At 65.4% G+C, this 18,995-nt stretch carries 17 protein-coding genes; 4 read left to right on the top strand and 13 right to left on the bottom strand.

Features of this window, described 5'->3' with window-relative positions; translation table 11 throughout:
- Positions 1 to 17: 17 nt before the first annotated feature.
- Genes rodA through AC3WN8_RS01580 form a run of 5 tightly spaced genes read right to left on the bottom strand, consistent with a single transcriptional unit; the run spans position 18 to position 5,650 of the window.
- On the bottom strand, positions 18 to 1,133 hold the full coding sequence (rodA, locus tag AC3WN8_RS01600) for a rod shape-determining protein RodA (protein WP_492667622.1): 1,116 nt from the start codon (positions 1,131 to 1,133) through the stop codon (positions 18 to 20).
- On the bottom strand, positions 1,130 to 3,181 hold the full coding sequence (gene mrdA, locus AC3WN8_RS01595; RefSeq protein WP_492667621.1) for a penicillin-binding protein 2: 2,052 nt from the start codon (positions 3,179 to 3,181) through the stop codon (positions 1,130 to 1,132). Before mrdA ends, rodA begins: the two co-directional genes overlap by 4 nt.
- 7 nt (positions 3,182 to 3,188) lie before the next feature.
- Positions 3,189 to 3,701, bottom strand: a complete 513-nt coding sequence (locus tag AC3WN8_RS01590) for a rod shape-determining protein MreD (RefSeq protein WP_492667620.1) — start codon at positions 3,699 to 3,701, stop codon at positions 3,189 to 3,191.
- Positions 3,702 to 3,711: 10 nt separating this feature from the next.
- Positions 3,712 to 4,590, bottom strand: a complete 879-nt coding sequence (gene mreC, locus AC3WN8_RS01585; RefSeq protein WP_492667619.1) for a rod shape-determining protein MreC — start codon at positions 4,588 to 4,590, stop codon at positions 3,712 to 3,714.
- 16 nt (positions 4,591 to 4,606) lie between these two features.
- Positions 4,607 to 5,650 carry a rod shape-determining protein gene (locus AC3WN8_RS01580; RefSeq protein ID WP_492667618.1) on the bottom strand — a complete coding sequence of 348 codons (1,044 nt, stop codon included), beginning with the start codon at positions 5,648 to 5,650 and terminating at the stop codon, positions 4,607 to 4,609.
- A gap of 146 nt (positions 5,651 to 5,796) precedes the next feature.
- On the opposite strand from AC3WN8_RS01580, the gene mutL reads away from it, so the two are divergent.
- From mutL to AC3WN8_RS01560, 4 genes are all read left to right on the top strand, one after another.
- On the top strand, positions 5,797 to 7,602 hold the full coding sequence (gene mutL / locus AC3WN8_RS01575) for a DNA mismatch repair endonuclease MutL (RefSeq protein ID WP_492667617.1): 1,806 nt from the start codon (positions 5,797 to 5,799) through the stop codon (positions 7,600 to 7,602).
- Position 7,603: 1 nt separating this feature from the next.
- Complete coding sequence (locus AC3WN8_RS01570; RefSeq protein ID WP_492667616.1) at positions 7,604 to 8,068, top strand: homogentisate 1,2-dioxygenase; 465 nt, start codon at positions 7,604 to 7,606, stop codon at positions 8,066 to 8,068.
- A gap of 7 nt (positions 8,069 to 8,075) precedes the next feature.
- Positions 8,076 to 8,618, top strand: coding sequence for an MOSC domain-containing protein (locus AC3WN8_RS01565; RefSeq protein ID WP_492667615.1), 543 nt, complete (start codon positions 8,076 to 8,078; stop codon positions 8,616 to 8,618).
- Between the two features lie 132 nt (positions 8,619 to 8,750).
- Entirely contained in the window at positions 8,751 to 10,490 is a 1,740-nt protein-coding gene (locus tag AC3WN8_RS01560) for a serine hydrolase domain-containing protein (protein ID WP_492667614.1), read from the top strand.
- Between the two features lie 30 nt (positions 10,491 to 10,520).
- Here AC3WN8_RS01560 and AC3WN8_RS01555 read toward each other — a convergent pair whose 3' ends face one another.
- From AC3WN8_RS01555 to ilvC, 8 genes are all read right to left on the bottom strand, one after another.
- Positions 10,521 to 11,486 (bottom strand): hypothetical protein, encoded by a 966-nt coding sequence (locus AC3WN8_RS01555; RefSeq protein ID WP_492667613.1) that lies wholly within the window; start codon positions 11,484 to 11,486, stop codon positions 10,521 to 10,523.
- Complete coding sequence (locus AC3WN8_RS01550) at positions 11,440 to 11,928, bottom strand: DUF805 domain-containing protein (RefSeq protein ID WP_492667612.1); 489 nt, start codon at positions 11,926 to 11,928, stop codon at positions 11,440 to 11,442. Before AC3WN8_RS01550 ends, AC3WN8_RS01555 begins: the two co-directional genes overlap by 47 nt.
- A 97-nt stretch (positions 11,929 to 12,025) precedes the next feature.
- A complete protein-coding gene (gene leuA, locus AC3WN8_RS01545; protein WP_492667611.1) occupies positions 12,026 to 13,690 on the bottom strand; it encodes a 2-isopropylmalate synthase in 1,665 nt (554 codons plus the stop codon).
- A gap of 235 nt (positions 13,691 to 13,925) precedes the next feature.
- The gene (locus tag AC3WN8_RS01540) at positions 13,926 to 14,567 is read right to left on the bottom strand and encodes a YceI family protein (RefSeq protein WP_492667610.1); all 642 of its coding nucleotides are present in this window, start codon (positions 14,565 to 14,567) and stop codon (positions 13,926 to 13,928) included.
- A gap of 94 nt (positions 14,568 to 14,661) precedes the next feature.
- Complete coding sequence (locus AC3WN8_RS01535) at positions 14,662 to 15,912, bottom strand: adenosylmethionine--8-amino-7-oxononanoate transaminase (protein WP_492667609.1); 1,251 nt, start codon at positions 15,910 to 15,912, stop codon at positions 14,662 to 14,664.
- The gene (bioD, locus tag AC3WN8_RS01530) at positions 15,909 to 16,547 is read right to left on the bottom strand and encodes a dethiobiotin synthase (RefSeq protein ID WP_492667608.1); all 639 of its coding nucleotides are present in this window, start codon (positions 16,545 to 16,547) and stop codon (positions 15,909 to 15,911) included. The genes AC3WN8_RS01535 and bioD overlap by 4 nt, the downstream gene beginning before the upstream one ends.
- The gene (locus tag AC3WN8_RS01525) at positions 16,544 to 17,701 is read right to left on the bottom strand and encodes an 8-amino-7-oxononanoate synthase (RefSeq protein ID WP_492667607.1); all 1,158 of its coding nucleotides are present in this window, start codon (positions 17,699 to 17,701) and stop codon (positions 16,544 to 16,546) included. The genes bioD and AC3WN8_RS01525 overlap by 4 nt, the downstream gene beginning before the upstream one ends.
- A gap of 188 nt (positions 17,702 to 17,889) precedes the next feature.
- Positions 17,890 to 18,909 carry a ketol-acid reductoisomerase gene (ilvC, locus tag AC3WN8_RS01520; protein ID WP_492667606.1) on the bottom strand — a complete coding sequence of 340 codons (1,020 nt, stop codon included), beginning with the start codon at positions 18,907 to 18,909 and terminating at the stop codon, positions 17,890 to 17,892.
- Positions 18,910 to 18,995: the final 86 nt, after the last annotated feature.

The raw sequence follows: 18,995 nt of genomic DNA, 5'->3' as shown, positions 1-18,995 counted from the left end.
GAGGCGCGGGAACCCTGTCAGCCGAATCGGCTTCGCGAGCGGTTTCCGCGTTCGATGCCCATCAGGATTCCGACGCAGATCATCACCGTCATCATCGCCGAGCCGCCAAAGCTGAACAGGGGCAGGGGGATGCCGACCACGGGGGCCAGGCCCATCACCATCATCAGGTTGATCGCGACATAGAAGAAGATCGTCGTTGCGAGGCCCGCAGAGACCAGGCGGGCGAATTTGCCCTCGACGCGCTGCGACAGCGTCACGCCCCAGCGTACCAGGAAGATGAAGGCGGCGATCAGCAGCAGTCCGCCGACCAGACCCCATTCCTCCGCCATGGTGGCGAAGACGAAATCGGTGTGCCCTTCCGGCAGATAGTCGAGATGGCTCTGGCTGCCGTTGAGGAAACCCTTGCCGAAGATCCCGCCCGATCCGATCGCGATCTTCGACTGGCTGATATGATAGCCGGCGCCCAGCGGGTCGCTTTCCGGATCCATGAAGATCAGCACGCGATTGCGCTGATAATCGTGGAGCAGGAAGAAGAAGGCGAGCGGGGCGATCACCGCCAGCGCCGCGGCGCCGCCGACGAACAGGCGCAGCGGCAGGCCGGACAGGAACATGATGGTGAGCCCGCCCGCGACGATCATCAGCGCGGTGCCGAGATCGGGCTGGAGCATGACGAGGAAGGCGGGCACCCCGATCGCGACCGCCGGCGGCCAGATCGCACGCCAGCGGCGGATGTCGCCGACCGGCAGCAGATCGTAGAAGCGCGCCAGCGCCAGCACGATAGCCAGCTTCATCATCTCCGACGGTTGGATGCGGATGATGCCCAGGTCCAGCCATCGCTGGCTGCCCCCGCCGACAAAGCCGAGCAATTCGACCAGGATCAGCAGGAAGAGGATGCCGATATAAAGTGGAAAGGCCGCCGCCTTCCACATCTGTTCGGGGATGCGCGACAGCACCACCGCCATGCCGAGGAAGACGATGAAGCGCAGTCCCTGCGAAAAGGCCCAAGGCTTCAGATGACCGCCGGCCGCCGAATAGAGCACGACCAGGCCGAAGACGGCGATGAAGCCGACCAGCATGATCAGCCGCCAGGGCAGCTGGGCGAGCGGTGCGGGCACGAAAGAGGGGCCGCTCATTCCAGATCCTCCGGCCCTTCGGCCGCGACATTGGCCACAGGGGGCGGTGATATGGGCGCCGGAGCGGCGCTGTTGCGCGATGCGTTGGCCGCGTTGGCCGCGTCGGCGGTGGCGGCCTCGACCTGTGCGGCCGCAGTCGCCGGATCGGCCGCTGCGGCGCGCGCGGCTTTATAGGCCTGCGCCTCCGCCGTCATGCGTGTGTTGATATCGCCGCCCCAGCCCGCTTCGAGCGCGGCGAGCTTTTCCATCGCCTTGGCCGGATCGAACAGATAGAGCATGCAATCGCTGGCGACCGGTGCCGCCGCGCCCGATCCCGACATGCCATGTTCGATCACCACCGCCGCCGCATAGCGCGGATTGTCGACCGGTGCGAAACCGATGAACAGGCCATGGTCGCGGAATTTCCACGGAATTCCGTAGCCACTGCGCGCGCCGCCCTTGAAATTGCGGACCTGTGCGGTGCCGGTCTTGCCGCCCAGCCGGACGCCTTCGACCTGGAGCCGGCTGCGCCCCGCCGTGCCGTTGCCGTTCACCACTTCGTCCATGCCAGATCGCACCGCCGCGACATGTTCGGGCGGGAAGGGGAGCGGGCCGGGGGGCTTGTCGTCGTGCCGCGCGAGCAGGCGCGGCATCAGCGCGCGGCCCGACGCCACGCGTGAGGCCATCACCGCGAGCTGGAGCGGGCTGACCTGGAGATAGCCCTGGCCGATCGAGGTGTTGAGCGTGTCCGACTGGCTCCATTGCTGCTTGTGGCGGCGCTGTTTCCATTCGGGGTCGGGAACCGTGCCGTATTTCTGCGACGGCATCGGCAGCGGGAATTCGGTGCCCAGCCCCATGGCGTGCGCCACTTCTGCGATCCGCTCGATCCCGATGCGGCGACCCATCGTGTAGAAATAGGTGTTGCAGCTCTTGGCGATGGCGCGATGCAGGTTCATCGGCCCGTGGCGGCCCAGACAGGCGAAGCGCCGGTTGCCGAGCTGATAGCCGCCGCTGCAATAGACCACTTCCTCCGGATCCACCCCGGCGCCCTGGAGCGCGATCGCGGTGATCGGTTTGAATGTGGAGCCCGGCGGATAAAGGCCTTGCAGCGCCTTGTTGAGCAGCGGCAGATGGTCGTTGTCCGACAGCATCGACCATTCGCCCTGGCTGATCCCGTCGGAGAAACTGTTGGGATCGTAGCTGGGCATCGATGTCAGCGCGAGGATGTCGCCATTGGTGCAATCGATCACCACTGCCGCGCCGGACTGGATGCCGATGCGCCGCGCGGCAAAGGCCTGGAGCCCCGCATCGATGGTCAGCTTGACCGTGCTGCCCGCCACGTCCTGCCGCGTCGCCAGTTCGCGTACCAGCTTGCCGCGCGCGGTCACTTCGGTACGGCGCGCGCCGGGCTTGCCGCGCATCGCCGGGTCGAGCACTTTCTCGATCCCCGCCTTGCCCACCTTGAACCCCGGGGTGATCAGCAGCGGGTCGCGCGTCTTCTCATAATCCTCGGCCGATGCCGCGCCGACATAGCCGACGAGATGACCGACCGCGGCGCCATCGGGGTAGAAGCGGGAGAATCCGCGCGCGGGCGCCGCACCGGCCAGTTCGGGCAGGCGCACGCTGATCGCGGCATATTGCTCATAGGTCAGCCCATTGGCCACCTGGACGGGCTGATAGCCGGCAGCATTCTTCAACTCGGTCAGGATCCGCTCACGCTCATCCTCGTCCAGCCCGAGCAGATCGGCGAGCGTGCCGACGACGCGCGATCCGTCGGATACGCGATCGGGGATCAGGTCGACGCGGAAATCGGTGCGGTTGATCGCGATCGGCTTGCCATAGCGGTCGACGATCCAGCCGCGCCGCGGCGGGATCAGCGTCAGATTGACGCGATTGCTTTCCGACAGCAGCGAATAGCGCTCATTCTCGGCGATCGACAGCCAGGCCATGCGTCCGGCGAGCACCAGGCCGACACCGGCCTGCGCCGCGCCCAGGAACATGGCACGGCGGGTGAAGCTCAGCGATTGCTGCGCTTCGGACAGGATGCGGGGTGGTTTCCTTCCCGGCACGTGGCGGTCAGGACAGACGCCAGCGATCCAGCAGCGCGCAGAAGCGTGCGACGACCGGATAGACCAGGATAGAGAACAGGATTTGCGGCACGATGACTGCGAACTCGGTATGGCCGCCCGTTATATTGGCGGTGAAGAGCCCCCCGGCCAGGCAGACTATAATTGCGGCGGCGGCAATGAGCCAGTCCTGCCAATAATCGCGAAACAGCGTGCGACGGTCGAGCTGGTCGATCGCGAGCAATATGATCGTCCACAGCATCACCGCGCTGCCGACGGGCTGTCCGCTCATCAGATCGTCGACCAGGCCCAGCGGAATGCCCACCCAGATCGGCCATAGCTCGGGCCGGATCAGCCGCCATGACAGCAGCACGAGCAGCCCGAAGGGCGGCAGGATCGGCGTCACCGCGACGATCGGGAGCAAGGTCACTGCCGATCCCAGTACGGTGGAGACCGCGGGCAGCACCTGGCCGCGCAGCCGTGCGACGCGCTCCTCACGGTCGGATCGGATCACCCGGCTCATCGGAAAGGTTTCATTCCGCCGGTTCTTCGGGCTCGGGCGGTGCGATCGCCAGCGGCTGGTAGATTGGCTGGACCAGCGCGAAATCGAGCTTGGCGGGGTCGGCGAGGGGGCGTGCCGTCGCGGTGTCTCCCGCCGCGCGGGTCGCAATGCCGACCGGGATTTGCGGGGGATAGACGCCACCGGTGCCGGAGGTGACGAAGATGTCGCCCGCCTTGAAGATATTGGCGCCGGCATTGAGCCCGCGGATCTCGAGCATGCCGTCGCCCGTACCGCTGGCGATGGCGGGCAGCCCGTCGGAAACGCGGATGACGGGAACGACGGTGCCGGTATCGGTGATCAGCAGCACGCGCGCGCTGGCGAGGCCGACTTCGACCACGGTGCCGACCAGTCCGGTCGCGCCGCGCACCGGCTGGCCGTGGCGCACGCCGCTGATGCTGCCCGCGCTCAGGATCGCGAAGCGCCGCGTGCTCGACGCGGAGGAACTGACCAGTCGTGCCGCGGTGATGGTGGGGCTGGTTTCCGATATGGCGAGCAGCCGCTTCAATCGCCTGTTCTCATATTCGGCGGAGCGTGCGGCGACCAGCCGCCCGCGCGCCGCATCGAGCTCGCGGCGCATCGCCGCATTCTTGTTGGCGGCATCGAAATAATCGGAGACCGCGGTGCCCGCCGATCCCGCGCCGCGCACCGCAGCGCGGATCGCACCTGAGATCGGGCTGGTCAGATCGGTGATCGCGGCGCGCACGGCATTGCTGCCGCGCGGATCGACCCAGGCGGTGATGACGAGCAGCAGGCCGACGAGAGCACCGGTGACGGCGATCACATAGCTGGCGAACAGGCCGTATTGCGCCTTCCGGGAGAATCCGGGGCGCCGCTTGTTTTGCGGAGGCATGGCCGCGCTTCGCCGGTCAGGCGGTTTGGAGCACGCCGCGGAACATCGGGTCTTCCAGCGCGCGGCCGGTGCCCAGCGCCACGCAGGTCAGCGGATCGTCCGCAACCGTCACGGGCAGGCCGGTCTCGTCGCGTAGCACTTCGTCCAGTCCCTGGAGCAAGGCGCCGCCACCGGTGAGCACGATGCCCTGGTCGACAATGTCCGCCGCCAGCTCGGGCGCGGTATTCTCCAGCGCGATGCGCACGCCCTCGACGATCGTGCCAACGGGTTCGGACAGTGCTTCGGCGATCTGGCCCTGGTTGATCGTGATTTCCTTGGGCACGCCGTTGACGAGATCGCGGCCCTTGATGTGGATCGTCTTGCCGACGCCGTCGAGCGGCGTCTTGGCAACGCCCACTTCCTGCTTGATGCGCTCGGCGGTCGCTTCGCCGATCAGCAGATTGTGGTTGCGACGGACATAGGAGACGATCGCCTCGTCCATCTTGTCGCCGCCGACGCGCACCGAGGTGGTATAGGCCAGGCCGCGCAGCGAGAGCACCGCGACTTCGGTGGTGCCGCCGCCGATATCGACGACCATCGAACCGATCGGCTCGGTCACCGGCATGTCGGCGCCGATCGCGGCGGCCATCGGCTCCTCGATCAGGAACACCTGGCTGGCGCCTGCGTTCGACGCGGCGTCGCGGATCGCGCGGCGCTCGACCGAGGTGGAGCCCGACGGCACGCAGATCACGATCTCGGGAAAGCGCCATGCGCGCGCCTTGCCGCCATGCACCTTGTGGATGAAGTGCTTGATCATCTGCTCGGCGACATCGATATCGGCGATCACGCCGTCACGCAGGGGGCGGATCGCCTCGATGCTGCCCGGGGTCTTGCCCATCATCATCTTGGCGTCGTCGCCGACTGCCTTCACCCGCTTGACGCCGTTAATGGTTTCGATCGCGACCACCGATGGCTCGTTGAGCACGATGCCGCGCCCGCGCAGATAGACGACAGTGTTGGCGGTTCCCAGGTCGATCGCCATGTCATGCGACATCATCTTGAAGAAGCGCGACAGAAACATTCTCACCGTCCAGACATTGCTTGGAGCCGGCCGTTTCCGGCTCCGCTGATATGGCTTCCACGCGGGCGCCCGAGAAGCTCTGTAGGCACCGAATTTCTTTGAACGCCGGGTCGCGGAAAGCGGTCGATTGGGCTAGACCCGCGTCCATGTCAATACGCCGCCTTCCTGAGCATCTGGTCAACCGAATCGCGGCGGGCGAGGTGGTGGAACGCCCCGCCAGCGCGCTGAAAGAGCTGGTCGAGAACGCGATCGACGCGGGAGCGACGCGAATCACCGTCCGGATCGAGGGTGGCGGCATCGATCTGATCGAAGTCACCGACGATGGATGCGGCATGGAACGCGACGAAATGGCGCTCGCGCTCGAGCGTCACGCGACGTCGAAGCTGCCCGACGATGCGATCGAGGCGGTGTCGACGCTTGGTTTCCGCGGTGAGGCGCTGCCGTCGATCGCCAGCGTCTCCCGATTCACCATCGAAAGCCGCGTGCGCGGCGCCGATGGCTGGTCGCGCATCGTCGACAATGGCCGGCTGGAGGGGGAGGGGCCGGCAGCCCTTCCGCCGGGCACGCGAATCCGTGTCGAACGCCTGTTCGAGAATGTGCCGGCGCGGCGCAAATTCCTGCGCTCGTCGCGCGCCGAATATGCGGCCTGTGTCGATGTGGTGCGGCGGCTGGCCATGGCACGGCCCGATATCGCCTTCACGCTCGAGCATGAGGGGCGCCGCGCGATCGCGGTGCAGGGCGGCGAGGATGGCCCGGCGCGTGTCGCCGCGCTCACCGACCGCGCGCTCGTCGACAACAGCGTCGCCATCGATTTCGTGCGCGAAGGCGTCCGGCTCGGCGGCGTAGCGGGCCTGCCGACCTTCAACCGCGGCGTCGCCGACCATCAATATCTCTTCGTCAATGGCCGTCCGGTGAAGGATCGGCTGCTCGCGGGCGCGGTGCGCGGCGCCTATGCCGATGTGCTGGCGCGCGATCGTCATGCCGTCGTCGCCCTGTTCCTCGACGTGCCCACCGACGCGGTGGACGTGAACGTCCATCCGGCAAAGACCGAAGTCCGCTTCCGCGACCCCACGCTGATCCGCGGCATGATCGTGAGCGGCCTGCGCCGCGCACTCGACGAAGCGGGGCACCGCAGCGCGCAGCGCCCCGCCGAAGCCGCGCTGGCGATGTGGCAGGCGCCAACCCTCTCCCCCCCTTCAGGAGGAGAAGGTTCGGGAGAGGTCGGAGTCGCGACAGCATCGTTCGATTTTCCCATCCCCAGCGGCAGCCCTCCCCAAAGCAGCGCGCGCCTTTGGGATCGTCGCACATCCTTCATCGCCCCGCCGATGGCGCGTGCCGAGCCCGCTTATTCTCCACCGCCCGAAACGATCAGCCATCCGCTCGGCGTCGCGCGCGGACAGGTTGCGAAGACCTATATCGTGGCGGAAGCGGAGGATGGGTTGGTCATCGTCGATCAGCATGCCGCGCACGAACGGCTGGTGCTCGAACGGATGCGGCGCGCGGTGGCGGATGGCGGCGTCGCGCGACAGGCATTGCTGCTGCCCGAAGTCGTCGAGCTCGACGAATCGGCCTGCGACCGGCTGGAGGCGCGCGCGCCCGAACTGACCGAGTTCGGGCTCGAACTCGAACGCTTCGGCCCAGCCGCGATGCTCGTCCGTGCCACCCCGGCAATGCTCGGGGCGGGCGACGTCACCGGCCTGATCACCGACCTGGCCGACGAACTGGCCGCTTATGACGAAGCGCTGTCGCTCAAGGAACGGCTCGATCATGTCGCGGCGACCATGGCCTGTCACGGCTCGGTCCGCGCCGGCCGTGTGCTTTCAGTCGCCGAAATGAATGCGCTGCTCCGTGAGATGGAAGTGACCCCGCATTCGGGCCAGTGCAACCATGGCCGGCCGACCTGGGTGAAGCTGGCGCATGGCGATATCGAGAAGCTGTTCGGGAGGAAATGACATGAAGCCTTTCCATCTGCTCGCCTTCGCGATGATAGCCCTGTCCGCGCCCGTTGCGGCGCAAGATGGCTGTGAGCCGATCCCCGCCGAATGGGCGGGCTGGTCGGCCAGTGCGCCGTTGTCGGGCGATCTGCGCGCGGGTGGGCGGAACGAGATGGCATTGGCGCCGGTCGGCAGCGTCAAGCTGGCCGCCGCGCCGGTGAAACCGCCCGTTACCGGCCTTTACGCGGGTATTGCGGCGTTCGATGTGGCCAAGGCGGGGCGCGTCAGGATCGCGCTCGACCAGGGCGCCTGGATCGATGTGGTGAAGGATGGCGCGATCGTGAAATCGGTGGCGCACGGCCACGGCCCCAAATGTTCGGGCATTCGCAAGATCGTCGATTTCGACCTGATGCCCGGCCGCTACACCGTGCAGATCGTCAACGCGCCCAAGGACAGGATCGGCGTGATGGCATTGTTGCCGTAACCGGGCGATGGCGGGCGTCGTCATCTCGGTCAGCGCCAGGGCGACGCATAGCCTGTGGAAGGAACCGCGTGACGCGATCCGGTTGATCGCGGGGCTCGGCGTCGAGGGCGATGCGCATTGCGGCGTGACGGTGAAGCATCGCTCGCGTGTCGCGCGCGATCCCAGCCAGCCCAATCTGCGTCAGATCCATCTGATCCATGCCGAATTGCTCGATTGGCTTGCCGATCGTGGCTTCGCGGTTTCGCCCGCCGATCTTGGCGAGAATGTCACGACGCGCGGTGTCGACCTGCTGGCGCTGCCGACGGACACGGTGCTGCGCCTCGGCGATGAGGCGATTGTCCGGGTGACGGGGCTGCGCAATCCCTGTGCCCAGTTGAACGGCCATGCACCCGGCCTGATGGACGCGCTGATCACGCGCGGCGCGGATGGTGCGTTGATCCGCAAGGGCGGGGTGATGGCGGTCGTGACGGCCGGCGGGGCCCTTCGTGCCGGCGATGCGATCGGCGTCGAGCTGCCGGCCGGAGTGCATAAGGCACTTGAGCCCGTTTAAGGTAGAAAGTCTTCACCCGAACAAAAATGTTATAAAGTGATCTTTCATCGATCGCGTCCACGGAGTAACGTCCGCCGGAGCCGAAAAGGCCGATCACGCTGCCGGCGGGGCGGCGGTGTCAGGGAGGATGAAATGTCGATCAGATCTCACGCCATGCGGCGGACCATTCGATGCGGGGCGATGTATGCGGGCGCTGCGCTGTTGGCCTGTGCGATGACAATGCCGGCGATGGCGCAGCAGGGCGGCGGGCTGAGCGCCGACCAGACGGCACGGATCGACGCGCTGTTCGGCGACTATGCGAAGCCCGATTCGGCGGGCTGTGCTGCCGGTGTGATGCGCGACGGGCGCATGCTCTATGCCAAGGGTTATGGCATGGCGGATATCGAGCGCGGCGTGCCGATCACGCCGGCGAGCGTTTTCGACATCGGATCGACTTCCAAGCAGTTCGCGGCGGCCTCGATCCTGCTGCTTCAGGCCGACGGCAAGCTAAAGCTGACCGACGATGTCCGCAAATATGTGCCCGAGCTGCCCGATTTCGGGAAGACGATCACGATCGACCATCTGATCCACCACACCAGCGGCCTGCGCGATTATATCGGGCTGCTGATGCTCGCCGGCTTCTCGCTCGAGGATGTGACCGGCGATGCGCAGGTGCTTTCCTTGCTGTCGCATCAGCGCGCGCTCAATTTCCCGACCGGTTCGCGCTACGAATATTCGAACACCGGCTATTTCCTGCTTTCGGTGATCGTGCAGCGCGTCAGCGGCAAGAATCTGGCGGCCTTTGCGCGCGAACGCATCTTCGCGCCGCTGGGAATGAGCCACACGTTGATCCGCGACAATCATGCGATGCTGATCCCCGGCCGTGCGCTGGGTTATGCGCCCGACGACAAGGGCGGCTTCGTCAACCACCTCTCCAACTGGGAACAGCTCGGCGACGGTGCGGTGCAGGTGTCGGTCGACGACATGCTGCACTGGGAGGGCAATTTCCTCGATCCCAAGGTGGGCGGGGCCGCGATGGTCGATGCGCTGCAGACGCCGGGCGCGCTGGATGACGGCAAACCGATTACCTATGCGCGCGGGTTGATGACCGGCACCTATCGTGGCCAGCCGCACGTCCACCATGGCGGTGCATGGCAGGGCTATCGGGCGATGTTCGAGCGCTTTCCCAAGCAGCGGACGGCGATCGCAGTCTTCTGCAATTCCGATGCGGCGTCGCCTGGCACGCTTTCAAGCGGCATCGCCGATATCGTGCTGGCCGATGTGCTGACGGCCGAGAGCAAGCCCGGCAAGGCGGGAGCGGGCAAGACTGCGAGCAAGGATGTTGCGGCAAAGCCCGTCGATGCCGCACCCTATCTCGGCAGCTATTTCGACGCCACGACTGACACCGTCTATCGGATCGCGGAGAAGGATGGCGGCGTCGTGCTCGATATGTCGGGCCGGACGCTGTCGCTCGTCTCCGACGGTCCCGGCCGGTTTTCGGTAAAGGGTTTCCCCGCGACGCTATCGTTCGAACCGGCCGGAAAGCGCGCGACAGGATTCGGTTTCAGCATCGGCGGCGAGCCGGCGAAGCAGGCGAGCCGTTTCGAGCCCATCACGCTGGCGCCCGATGCGCTGCGTGCCTATGCCGGCAGCTATTACAGCCCCGAACTCGACGCGACGCTGACCTTGACCATCGAGGACGGCAAACTGGCCTTCCGTAGCATCCGCCATGCCTATGCGGAGTTTGCCGGACCGCTCAGCCCGGCGATGCGCGACGCATTTGATGGCCCGCTCGGTTTCCTTACCTTCACGCGCGATTCCGCGGGCCGGATCAGCGGCTTCGGCCTCAGTGCATCGCGAATGAAGGCGATCGCGTTCGAGCGCCGCGACTGACCGGCCGGAAAATCTGCCGGAGCGGCGAATTCAGCAGGGCGCGGCCACGGCCGCGCCCATCATGTCCAGGATCCGGCTGGTCACCCGCGCCTTGAACAGGGCGACGTCGCACAGCAGGGCGAAGATCGACACCAGCCAGGCGGCATATGCGAAGCCGGTGAAATCGGCATAGAGCAGGGTGGAGAACCAGTTCTGCCCGAACAGATAGGCTGCGCTTGCCGTCAGGGTGGATATGCCGAGCAACAGGCCGGGCACGAACAATTGGCGGACATGGTCCGGCCTCGCGATTGAGAGCGCGAACAGCAACAGAAAAGCGAGCAGATTTGCGCCCGTGAAGATGCGCAGGTCGCGCAGCAGATCGGTGACGATCTCGCCATATCGTCCCTCGACGATCCGGCGCAATTGAGGTTCGGCACGTTCCAGCGCCGAAATACGCGACGATGCGATGCCCTGCAGCATCTGCGTCATCCGTACCCGGCATATGCAGTTTGGATCCTGCATACGGCCGACCGTGGCGGCAATCTGTGTGCTGAGGTCCACCGCAAGGGCTTGGCGAAGCGCCGAGATTTCTGCGCTATGCTGTTCAGAGAGCGCCATGGCGAGGCGGCCCGTTCGTGTTTCCGCTGCTGTTGCGCCAATGATCGCCGATCGCTCGCTAAGCTGCCGTTCGATCTTCGTCTCGATAAAGCCGCGCGCGCTTCGCTCGAAATGAATCGGCGATAAAAAGGTCATCGCAAAGGCCGCGCCGAAGAGAATAATACCGGCCAGTGTAGAAATGCGGAGCGTCCACCTCATCTCGTTTTCGATCTGCCCGGTCTCAGGGAGATGTCCGGCGAAATGATCGGCAGGAAGGCCATGCCGGGACGCTATCAGCGCAATGCCCGGTATGTCCATCTGGATCAGGGCAGGACAAAAATCTGCATCGATGTTCGATTGGCACCCGCCGCTATCAGGCAGGAACGGCGGCCGGCTCTTTGGCTCGAGGATTTGGGCCATAGCGATTGGGGCCAATGGTCCCGGGGAAAAGGAGCATTGAGACAAATGCGATCGCGAGAAGGAGGAATGCCAAATTCCAGTAGCTGAGTGCCGGCCATTGCGGATCGAAGGCGTGAAAGTTCACCCGCAGCATAGTGTAGATATTCTGCGCGGCCAGGGGCAGCAATATAAGCGCCCACCATCCCGTGCGACCCTGATCATGAAGTCGCCGGACGAAGAGTGCGATCATGGGCAGTGTGAAGAAAATGTCGATGACCGATCGGACGAGGATTCGGCTCTCCCATGCCCAGAGCTTGTCAGTAGCCAGGTGAAGCGCGGCAACCACAAGCATTGATGCCAACCAGTAATTGGCAAAGTCGAGCCTGCGCGAGCGACCGGTGAAGACGAAGGTGGAGAGGATGGTTCCGCGCACCGATGCGATCGCCTCGCGCAACCCTTCCATCACCCACCCCCCTCAAGAGAATGCAGATTCGCCGATTATGAAATCCTTGTCGAGGCTCAGTTCAGGATGACCGGGATTCCGAGGAATTTCGGCCTGTCTAACCCAGCCCGTTGGCGGCCCCAAGAACGGCGCGGACGCTGGCGGTCGCGACATCCTCGTCGATGCCCACGCCCCAGACGGTGCGGCCGTCGGGTGTGCGGCATTCGACATAGGCGGCCGCCTGCACATTGGATCCGGTGCCGATCGCGTGCTCGCTATAGTCGGCGATGTCGAATTCGACGCCGCACTGGTCGCGCAGCGCCGCGACGACGCTGGAGATCAGGCCGTTGCCGCGTCCGCTGACCGAGCGCGTCTCGCCGTCGATGCCGATATGGCCGGCGAAGATGCGGTCGCCATTGGGCGCGCGCGTCTCGTCATATGCCTCCAGCGTGAAGCGGTGCGGCCCGTCGAGGCGATAGGCGGTCTGGAATGACTGCCAGATGTCGGCGGCATTGAGTTCGCGGCTGGTCTCGTCGGCCATCGCCTGGACGTGGCGGCTGAAATCGGCCTGGAGGCGCTTGGGCAGCTTCAGCCCCTGATCCTGTTCGAGAACCCAGGCGACGCCGCCCTTGCCCGATTGCGAATTGACCCGGATCACCGCTTCGTAGCTGCGGCCCAGATCGGCGGGATCGATCGGCAGATAGGGGACTTCCCAATAGTCGTCGTTGCGCGCTTCCTGCGCCGCGAAGCCCTTCTTGATCGCGTCCTGATGGCTGCCCGAAAAGGCAGTGAAGACGAGTTCGCCCGCATAGGGGTGGCGCGGATGGACGGGGATGGCGTTGCAATATTCGACGGTCTTGATGACTTCATCGATGTCCGAGAAGTCCAGGCCGGGATCGATGCCCTGCGTGTACATGTTGAGCGCGACGGTGACGAGATCGACATTGCCGGTGCGTTCGCCATTGCCGAACAGGCAGCCTTCGACGCGGTCGGCGCCCGCCATCAGGCCGAGTTCGGTCGCGGCGACGCCGGTGCCGCGGTCATTATGCGTGTGGAGGCTGACGATCACGCTGTCGCGATTGGGAATGGCGCGGCAGAAATATTCGATCTGGTCGGCATAGATATTGGGCGTCGCGCACTCGACGGTGGCGGGCAGGTTGAAGATGATCGGCTTCTCGGGCGTGGGTTTCAGGATATCCATCACCGCCGCGCACACTTCGACGCTGAAATCGATCTCGGCGGTCGAGAAGGTTTCGGGGCTGTACTCGAACATCCAGTCGGTGTCGGGCTGCTTGGCGGCTTCGTCGCGCAGGATCTTGGCGCCGGTGATTGCGATCTCGCGCACTTCGTCGCGGGTCATGCCGAAGACGATCTTGCGCCAGGCCGGCGAGACCGCGTTGTAGAGATGGACAATCGCCTGGCGGGCGCCCTTCAGGCTCTGGAAGCTGGTTTCGATCAGGTCGCGGCGCGACTGGGTCAGCACCTGGATGACGACGTCGTCGGGAACGCGGCCGGTCTGGACCAGGCCGGAGATGAAATCGAACTCGGTGGCGCCGGCGGAGGGGAAACCGACCTCGATTTCCTTCACGCCGACCTTGAGCAGCAGGTCGAAGAAACGGGTCTTCTTTTCGCCGTCCATCGGATCGATCAGCGCCTGGTTGCCGTCGCGCATGTCGGTCGACAGCCAGCGCGGCGCCTGGGTGATCGTACGCGACGGCCATTGGCGGTTGGGCAGGTCGATCTGGGGGAAAGGACGATATTTGGTCGAGGGATCGCGTAACATGGCTGTGCTCTCTTCGCTTCATCCGCGCATAAGCGGGTGGAGTTGCTGGGTTCCGGTGATCTGCCCTTAGGCGGTCGCGGCAGCCCGCAGGCCGCACGGAAACGTCGCGCCTAAGGGCGCGTAAGTCGAAGAAGAAGCAGGGCGCGGTGCGCTGACATATCCGGTTCAATGACGCGGAACCGGTCGCGTGTCCAGAGGAAACCCGCCCGGCAGGGGCCGGACGGGTTCCTTCGCATCATTTTTCGAAGGCGGCGGAGATGTCGAGCTTCACGGCGTCGGTGACCAGCGGCACGCCGTAACTGATGCCGAAATCGCTGCGCTTGATCGTGGCTTCGGCCTTGAAACCCACTGTCGGCTTCTTGACGAAGGGGTTGATGCCCGCGCCGACGAATTCGGCGTCGAGCACCACGGGCTTGGTCACACCGCGGATGGTGAGATTGCCCTCGATCTTCGCTTCGTCGCCGTCCTTGTCGGGAATCACGCGCGTCGATTTGAAGCTGGCCGTCGGAAACTTCTCGGCATCGAAGAAATCGGCGGTCGCCAGATGCGCATCGAGCTTGGCATTGCCGCTCGCCACTCCGGCGAAGGGCGCAACGGCTTTGATCGGGATGGTGACCTCGACCGACGACGCGGCCAGATTGGCGGGATCGATCTTCAAGGTGCCGCTGACCCCGGTGATCAACCCATGATAGGGGCTGAAGCCGAAATGATTGACTTCCCATGCGATCAGGCTGTGGCCGGGATCGGCGGCATAGGTGCCGGCGACGACCTTGCTCCGGTCCTTGGTGCCCGGCGCGCTGGTCGGCATCTGCGCGATGACGGGCACGGCAATGGCGGCCAGCGTGGCGAGGCTGGTTGCGATCAGGATTCTGCGCATCGGAATGGGGTGCTCCGTTCGTTGAGTGTGCGGAACGGACAATTGGCGAAATGCGCGCGAAGTTCCATCGGAAAGCGCGAAACGATGCGTTTCCTCAGATCGTGTCGAGCGCTTCGCCGATCACCGCATAGATGTGGTCGAGATCCTCGGCCGTGATGCCGTAAGGCGGCATCACATAGATGGTGTTGCCGAGTGGCCGGAGCAGCGCGCCGCGTTCGCGGAACCGAGCGGCCAGGCGCGGTGCGAGGTCGGAGAGATAGCCGCTGTCGGAGACCTCGACATCGATCGCCGCGATCGTGCCCAGCCGGCGCTGTCCGCTCAGGCGGGGATGGTCGGACAGGCGCGCGATATGGCCTGCCTGCATTGCGGCCAGCGCATCGATCCGTGTCTGGACCGGCTCGTCGCGCCAGATGGCGAGATTGGCATTGGCGGCGGCACAAGCGATCGGGTTCGCGGTGTAGGAACTCGAATGGTAGAAAGTGCGGGCGCGATCCTCCGACCAGTGCGCCGCGAAGATCGGCTCGGCGCAGAGCGTGACCGCAAGCGGCAGCGATCCGCCGGTCAGCCCCTTGGACAGGCACATGATATCGGGTGCGATGCCCGCCTGTTCGCATGCGAACATCGTGCCCGTGCGGCCCCAGCCGGTCATGACTTCGTCGGCGATGAACAGCACCCCATGTGCCGCGCAGATCGCGCGCATCTCGGCCAGGATATGCGGCGGATAGATCAGCATCCCGCCGGCGCCCAGGATCAGCGGTTCGACGATGAAGGCGGCGGGATGGTCGCGGCAGGCGACCTCCAGCGCGTCGAGCGTGTCCTGTTCCTTACCCGCTATGGGGAAGGGGATGGTGCCGACATCGAAGAGCAGCGGCTCGTAAGCGCGATTGAACACGCCGCGCGCGCCGATCGACATCGCGCCGATCGTGTCGCCATGATAGCTATGCTCCATCACCAGCACGCGATGGCGCGGCTCGCCGATATTGGCCCAGTAACCGAGCGCCATCTTGAGCGCGACCTCGACACTGGTCGATCCGCTGTCCGAAAAGAAAACGCGCTTCAGCGGCTCGGGGGTGATCGCGACGAGCGCGCGCGCCAGCGTTTCCGCGGGCTCGTGCGTCCAGCCCGCGAAAATGAGCTGGTCGAGCCTTTCGGTCTGCGCGCGGACCGCCGCCATGATGCGCGGATGGCAATGGCCGTGCGTGACCACCCACCAGGACGAGATCGCGTCGATCCAGCGACTGCCGTCCTCGGTGAAGATCGCCGCCCCTTCGGCGCGGGCGATCAGCGGAATCGGTTCGCCCAGGCCGTGCTGGGTGAAGGGGTGCCAGACGGGCGATCCGGTCATCGGAAATCATCCAGGTTGAAACCGGCAGCAAAGGCGGTGGCCAGCGTATCCGGGGTCAGTGGATCGAGCCGGGGCAGGCGGCCGAGGCGGCGTATGCCCGAGAACGCGGGAATGATCGCTTCACTGTCGGGCATGGGATCACCGATGAACGCGATGCCGTGGATGGGCACGTCGCGATGGCGCAGCGCCTCGATCGTCAACAGGCTGTGGTTGATCGTGCCGAGACCAGTGCGCGCGCAGACGATCACCGGGATCTGCCAGCGCACGAAGATGTCGGCGAACAGCGTATCGCGCGTGACAGGCACCAGCGCACCGCCGGCCCCCTCGATCACCAGCGGGCCGTTTGTTTCAGGCGGCATGAGTGTGCCGATATCGATGGCTACGCTGTCCAGTTCTGCAGCGAGATGGGGCGAGGCTGGCGTGTTCAGCCGATGGGTTTCGGGAAGAACAGATCCTCCCCGTCCCGGGGAGGGAGGATTGGTCAGCCGCGCAACGGTTTCGCTGTCGGTCTCGTCTTCCAATCCTGCCTGGATCGGCTTCCAATAGGTCGCGCCGAGCGCCTGGACGAGTGCGGCTGCGAATACCGTCTTGCCGATGCCGGTGTCGGTGCCGGTGACGACGAATTGCGCGCTCATGCCGGAACCGGCGCCATCGCCTCGGCGAGCGCGTCGGCCATCGCATCGACATCCGTCTCGGTCACGTTGAGCGTCAGCGACAGGCGCAGCCGTGCGGTGCCTTCCGGCACGGTGGGCGGGCGGATTCCGCGAATGTCGAAGCCGCGCTCTTGAAGCATGGCGGCCATCGCCATCGTCCGGTCGTCCTCACCGATCACGACGGGTACGATCTGCGATCCCGTGGCCGGGATGCCGAGCGGGGCAAGGCGTATCGCGGCATGATCGACCAGCCGGGCGAGCCGCGCTCGCCGTTCGGGGTCGGCGGCGGCGATGCCGATCGCATGGCCGACGCAATGCGCGACGAGCGGCGAGGGCGCGGTCGAGAAGATGAAGGGGCGGCCGCGATTGATCAGGAAATCGATCACGGTGCGCGGGGCGCAGATCAGGGCACCCTCGCAGCCCAGCGCCTTGCCGCAGGTGTGGAGCGTGATGAGCTGCTCGCCGAGCCCGAGATCGTCGGCCAGGCCACGCCCATCGGCGCCGAACACGCCGGTCGCGTGCGCTTCGTCGACGACGAGTATGGCATCATGGCGTCTGGCGATGATCGCCAGGTCGGAAAGCGGCGCACGGTCGCCATCCATGCTGTAAAGGCTTTCCACCGCGATCCAGACGCGGCCCGTGCCGCCCGCGGCACGCCAGACGGAGATCGCATCCTCGAATGCGGACGCGTCGTTGTGCGCGGCGGCGACCCGCTCGGCGCGGCTGAGGCGCATTCCGTCATGCGCGCTGGCATGGATCAGCGCATCATGGACGATCAGGTCGCCCCGCTGCGGCAATGTCGCGAACAGCCCGGCATTGGCGGCGAAGCCGGTCGAAAGGAACAGCGCCGCTTCGCTGCGATAGTGGCGCGCGGCATCGGCTTCGAGTGCCTCGTGCGCCTCGTGATTGCCGCGCAACAGCCGCGATCCGCCCGAGCCCATCGGTAGGCCCAACGCGATCCCCTCGGCCAGCGCGGTACGCAGCGCGTCCGAGTTCGCGAGGCCGAGATAGTCGTTGGACGAAAAGTCGAGCCCGTCGCGCGGGCGCAGAGCGCGGAGGCGATCCGCGGCTTTCAGTGCGTCGAGCTGCGCCTGGTGTGTGGCAAATACCGAAATGATCGCGCTCCCATCCGTCATCACGCGGTCGTCATTGCGAGGGGGCGAGCGGCGAAGCAATCCAGAAGTGCGATGTGTCTGGAATCACTGCGTTTCACCTGGGATGACGCCGGCCAGTGGGCATGAAAATGGCGGCGGATGCAGGCACCCGCCGCCGTGATCATTTCACGAGGTGCGCGTCTTCGGCCTTGCCGGGACGCGCAGGTTCCTCAGTTCTTTTCCTTGTCGACCAGCTTGTTGGCGCCGATCCAGGGCATCATCGCGCGCAGTTCGGCGCCGACCTGTTCGATCGGGTGTGCCGCGGCCTGCTTGCGCGCGGCCTTCAGCTCAGGCTGGCCGGCGCGATTGTCGAGCACGAAATTCTTGACGAAACGGCCGCCCTGAATGTCCGCCAGGACGCGCTTCATCTCGGCCTTGGTCTCGGACGTGATGATCCGCGGGCCGGTGGTGATGTCGCCATATTCGGCGGTGTTGGAGATCGAGTAGCGCATGTTGGCGATGCCGCCTTCATACATCAGGTCGACGATCAGCTTCACTTCGTGGAGACACTCGAAATAGGCCATTTCGGGGGCGTAGCCCGCTTCGACCAAAGTTTCGAAACCCGCCTGGATCAGATGGGTCAGGCCGCCGCACAGCACGGCCTGCTCGCCGAACAGGTCGGTTTCGCATTCCTCGCGGAAATTGGTCTCGATGATGCCCGAACGGCCGCCGCCGACGCCGGAGGCATAGGCGAGCGCGATGTCATGCGCATTGCCGCTCTTGTCCTGCGCGACTGCGATCAGGCAGGGCACGCCGCCGCCGCGGACATATTCGGAGCGGACGGTGTGACCCGGGCCCTTGGGCGCGATCATGATCACGTCGAGATCCTCGCGCGGCTCGATCAGGTTGAAATGGACATTGAGGCCGTGGGCGAAAGCGAGCGCCGCACCCTGTTTCATATTGGCGTGGAGATCGTCGGCATAGATCGCGGCCTGATGCTCGTCGGGTGCGAGGACCATGACGATATCGGCCCAGGCGGCGGCCTCGGCGTTGGACAGCACCTTGAAACCAGCGGCTTCGGCTTTCTTCGCGGTGGCGGACCCGGCGCGAAGCGCGATCGCGACCTCCTGAACGCCTGAATCGCGCAGATTCTGCGCATGGGCGTGGCCCTGGCTGCCATAGCCGACAATGGCGATCTTCTTGCTAGCGATCAGCTTCGGATCCGCATCGCGGTCGTAATATACGCGCATTCTTCTTCCCCTAGTCAGGCGTCCCGTGCTGCGGGACGAATGGTGTTGAGATTCGAGGCTCCGTTCGTTTCGAACGAAGCCGGGAC

It is taken from the genome of Sphingobium sp. FW305-3-2-15-F-TSA7 (assembly GCF_058787155.1).
The sequence above is the reverse complement of the archived record's forward strand: the minus strand, read 5'-3'. Positions and strand labels throughout refer to the sequence as shown.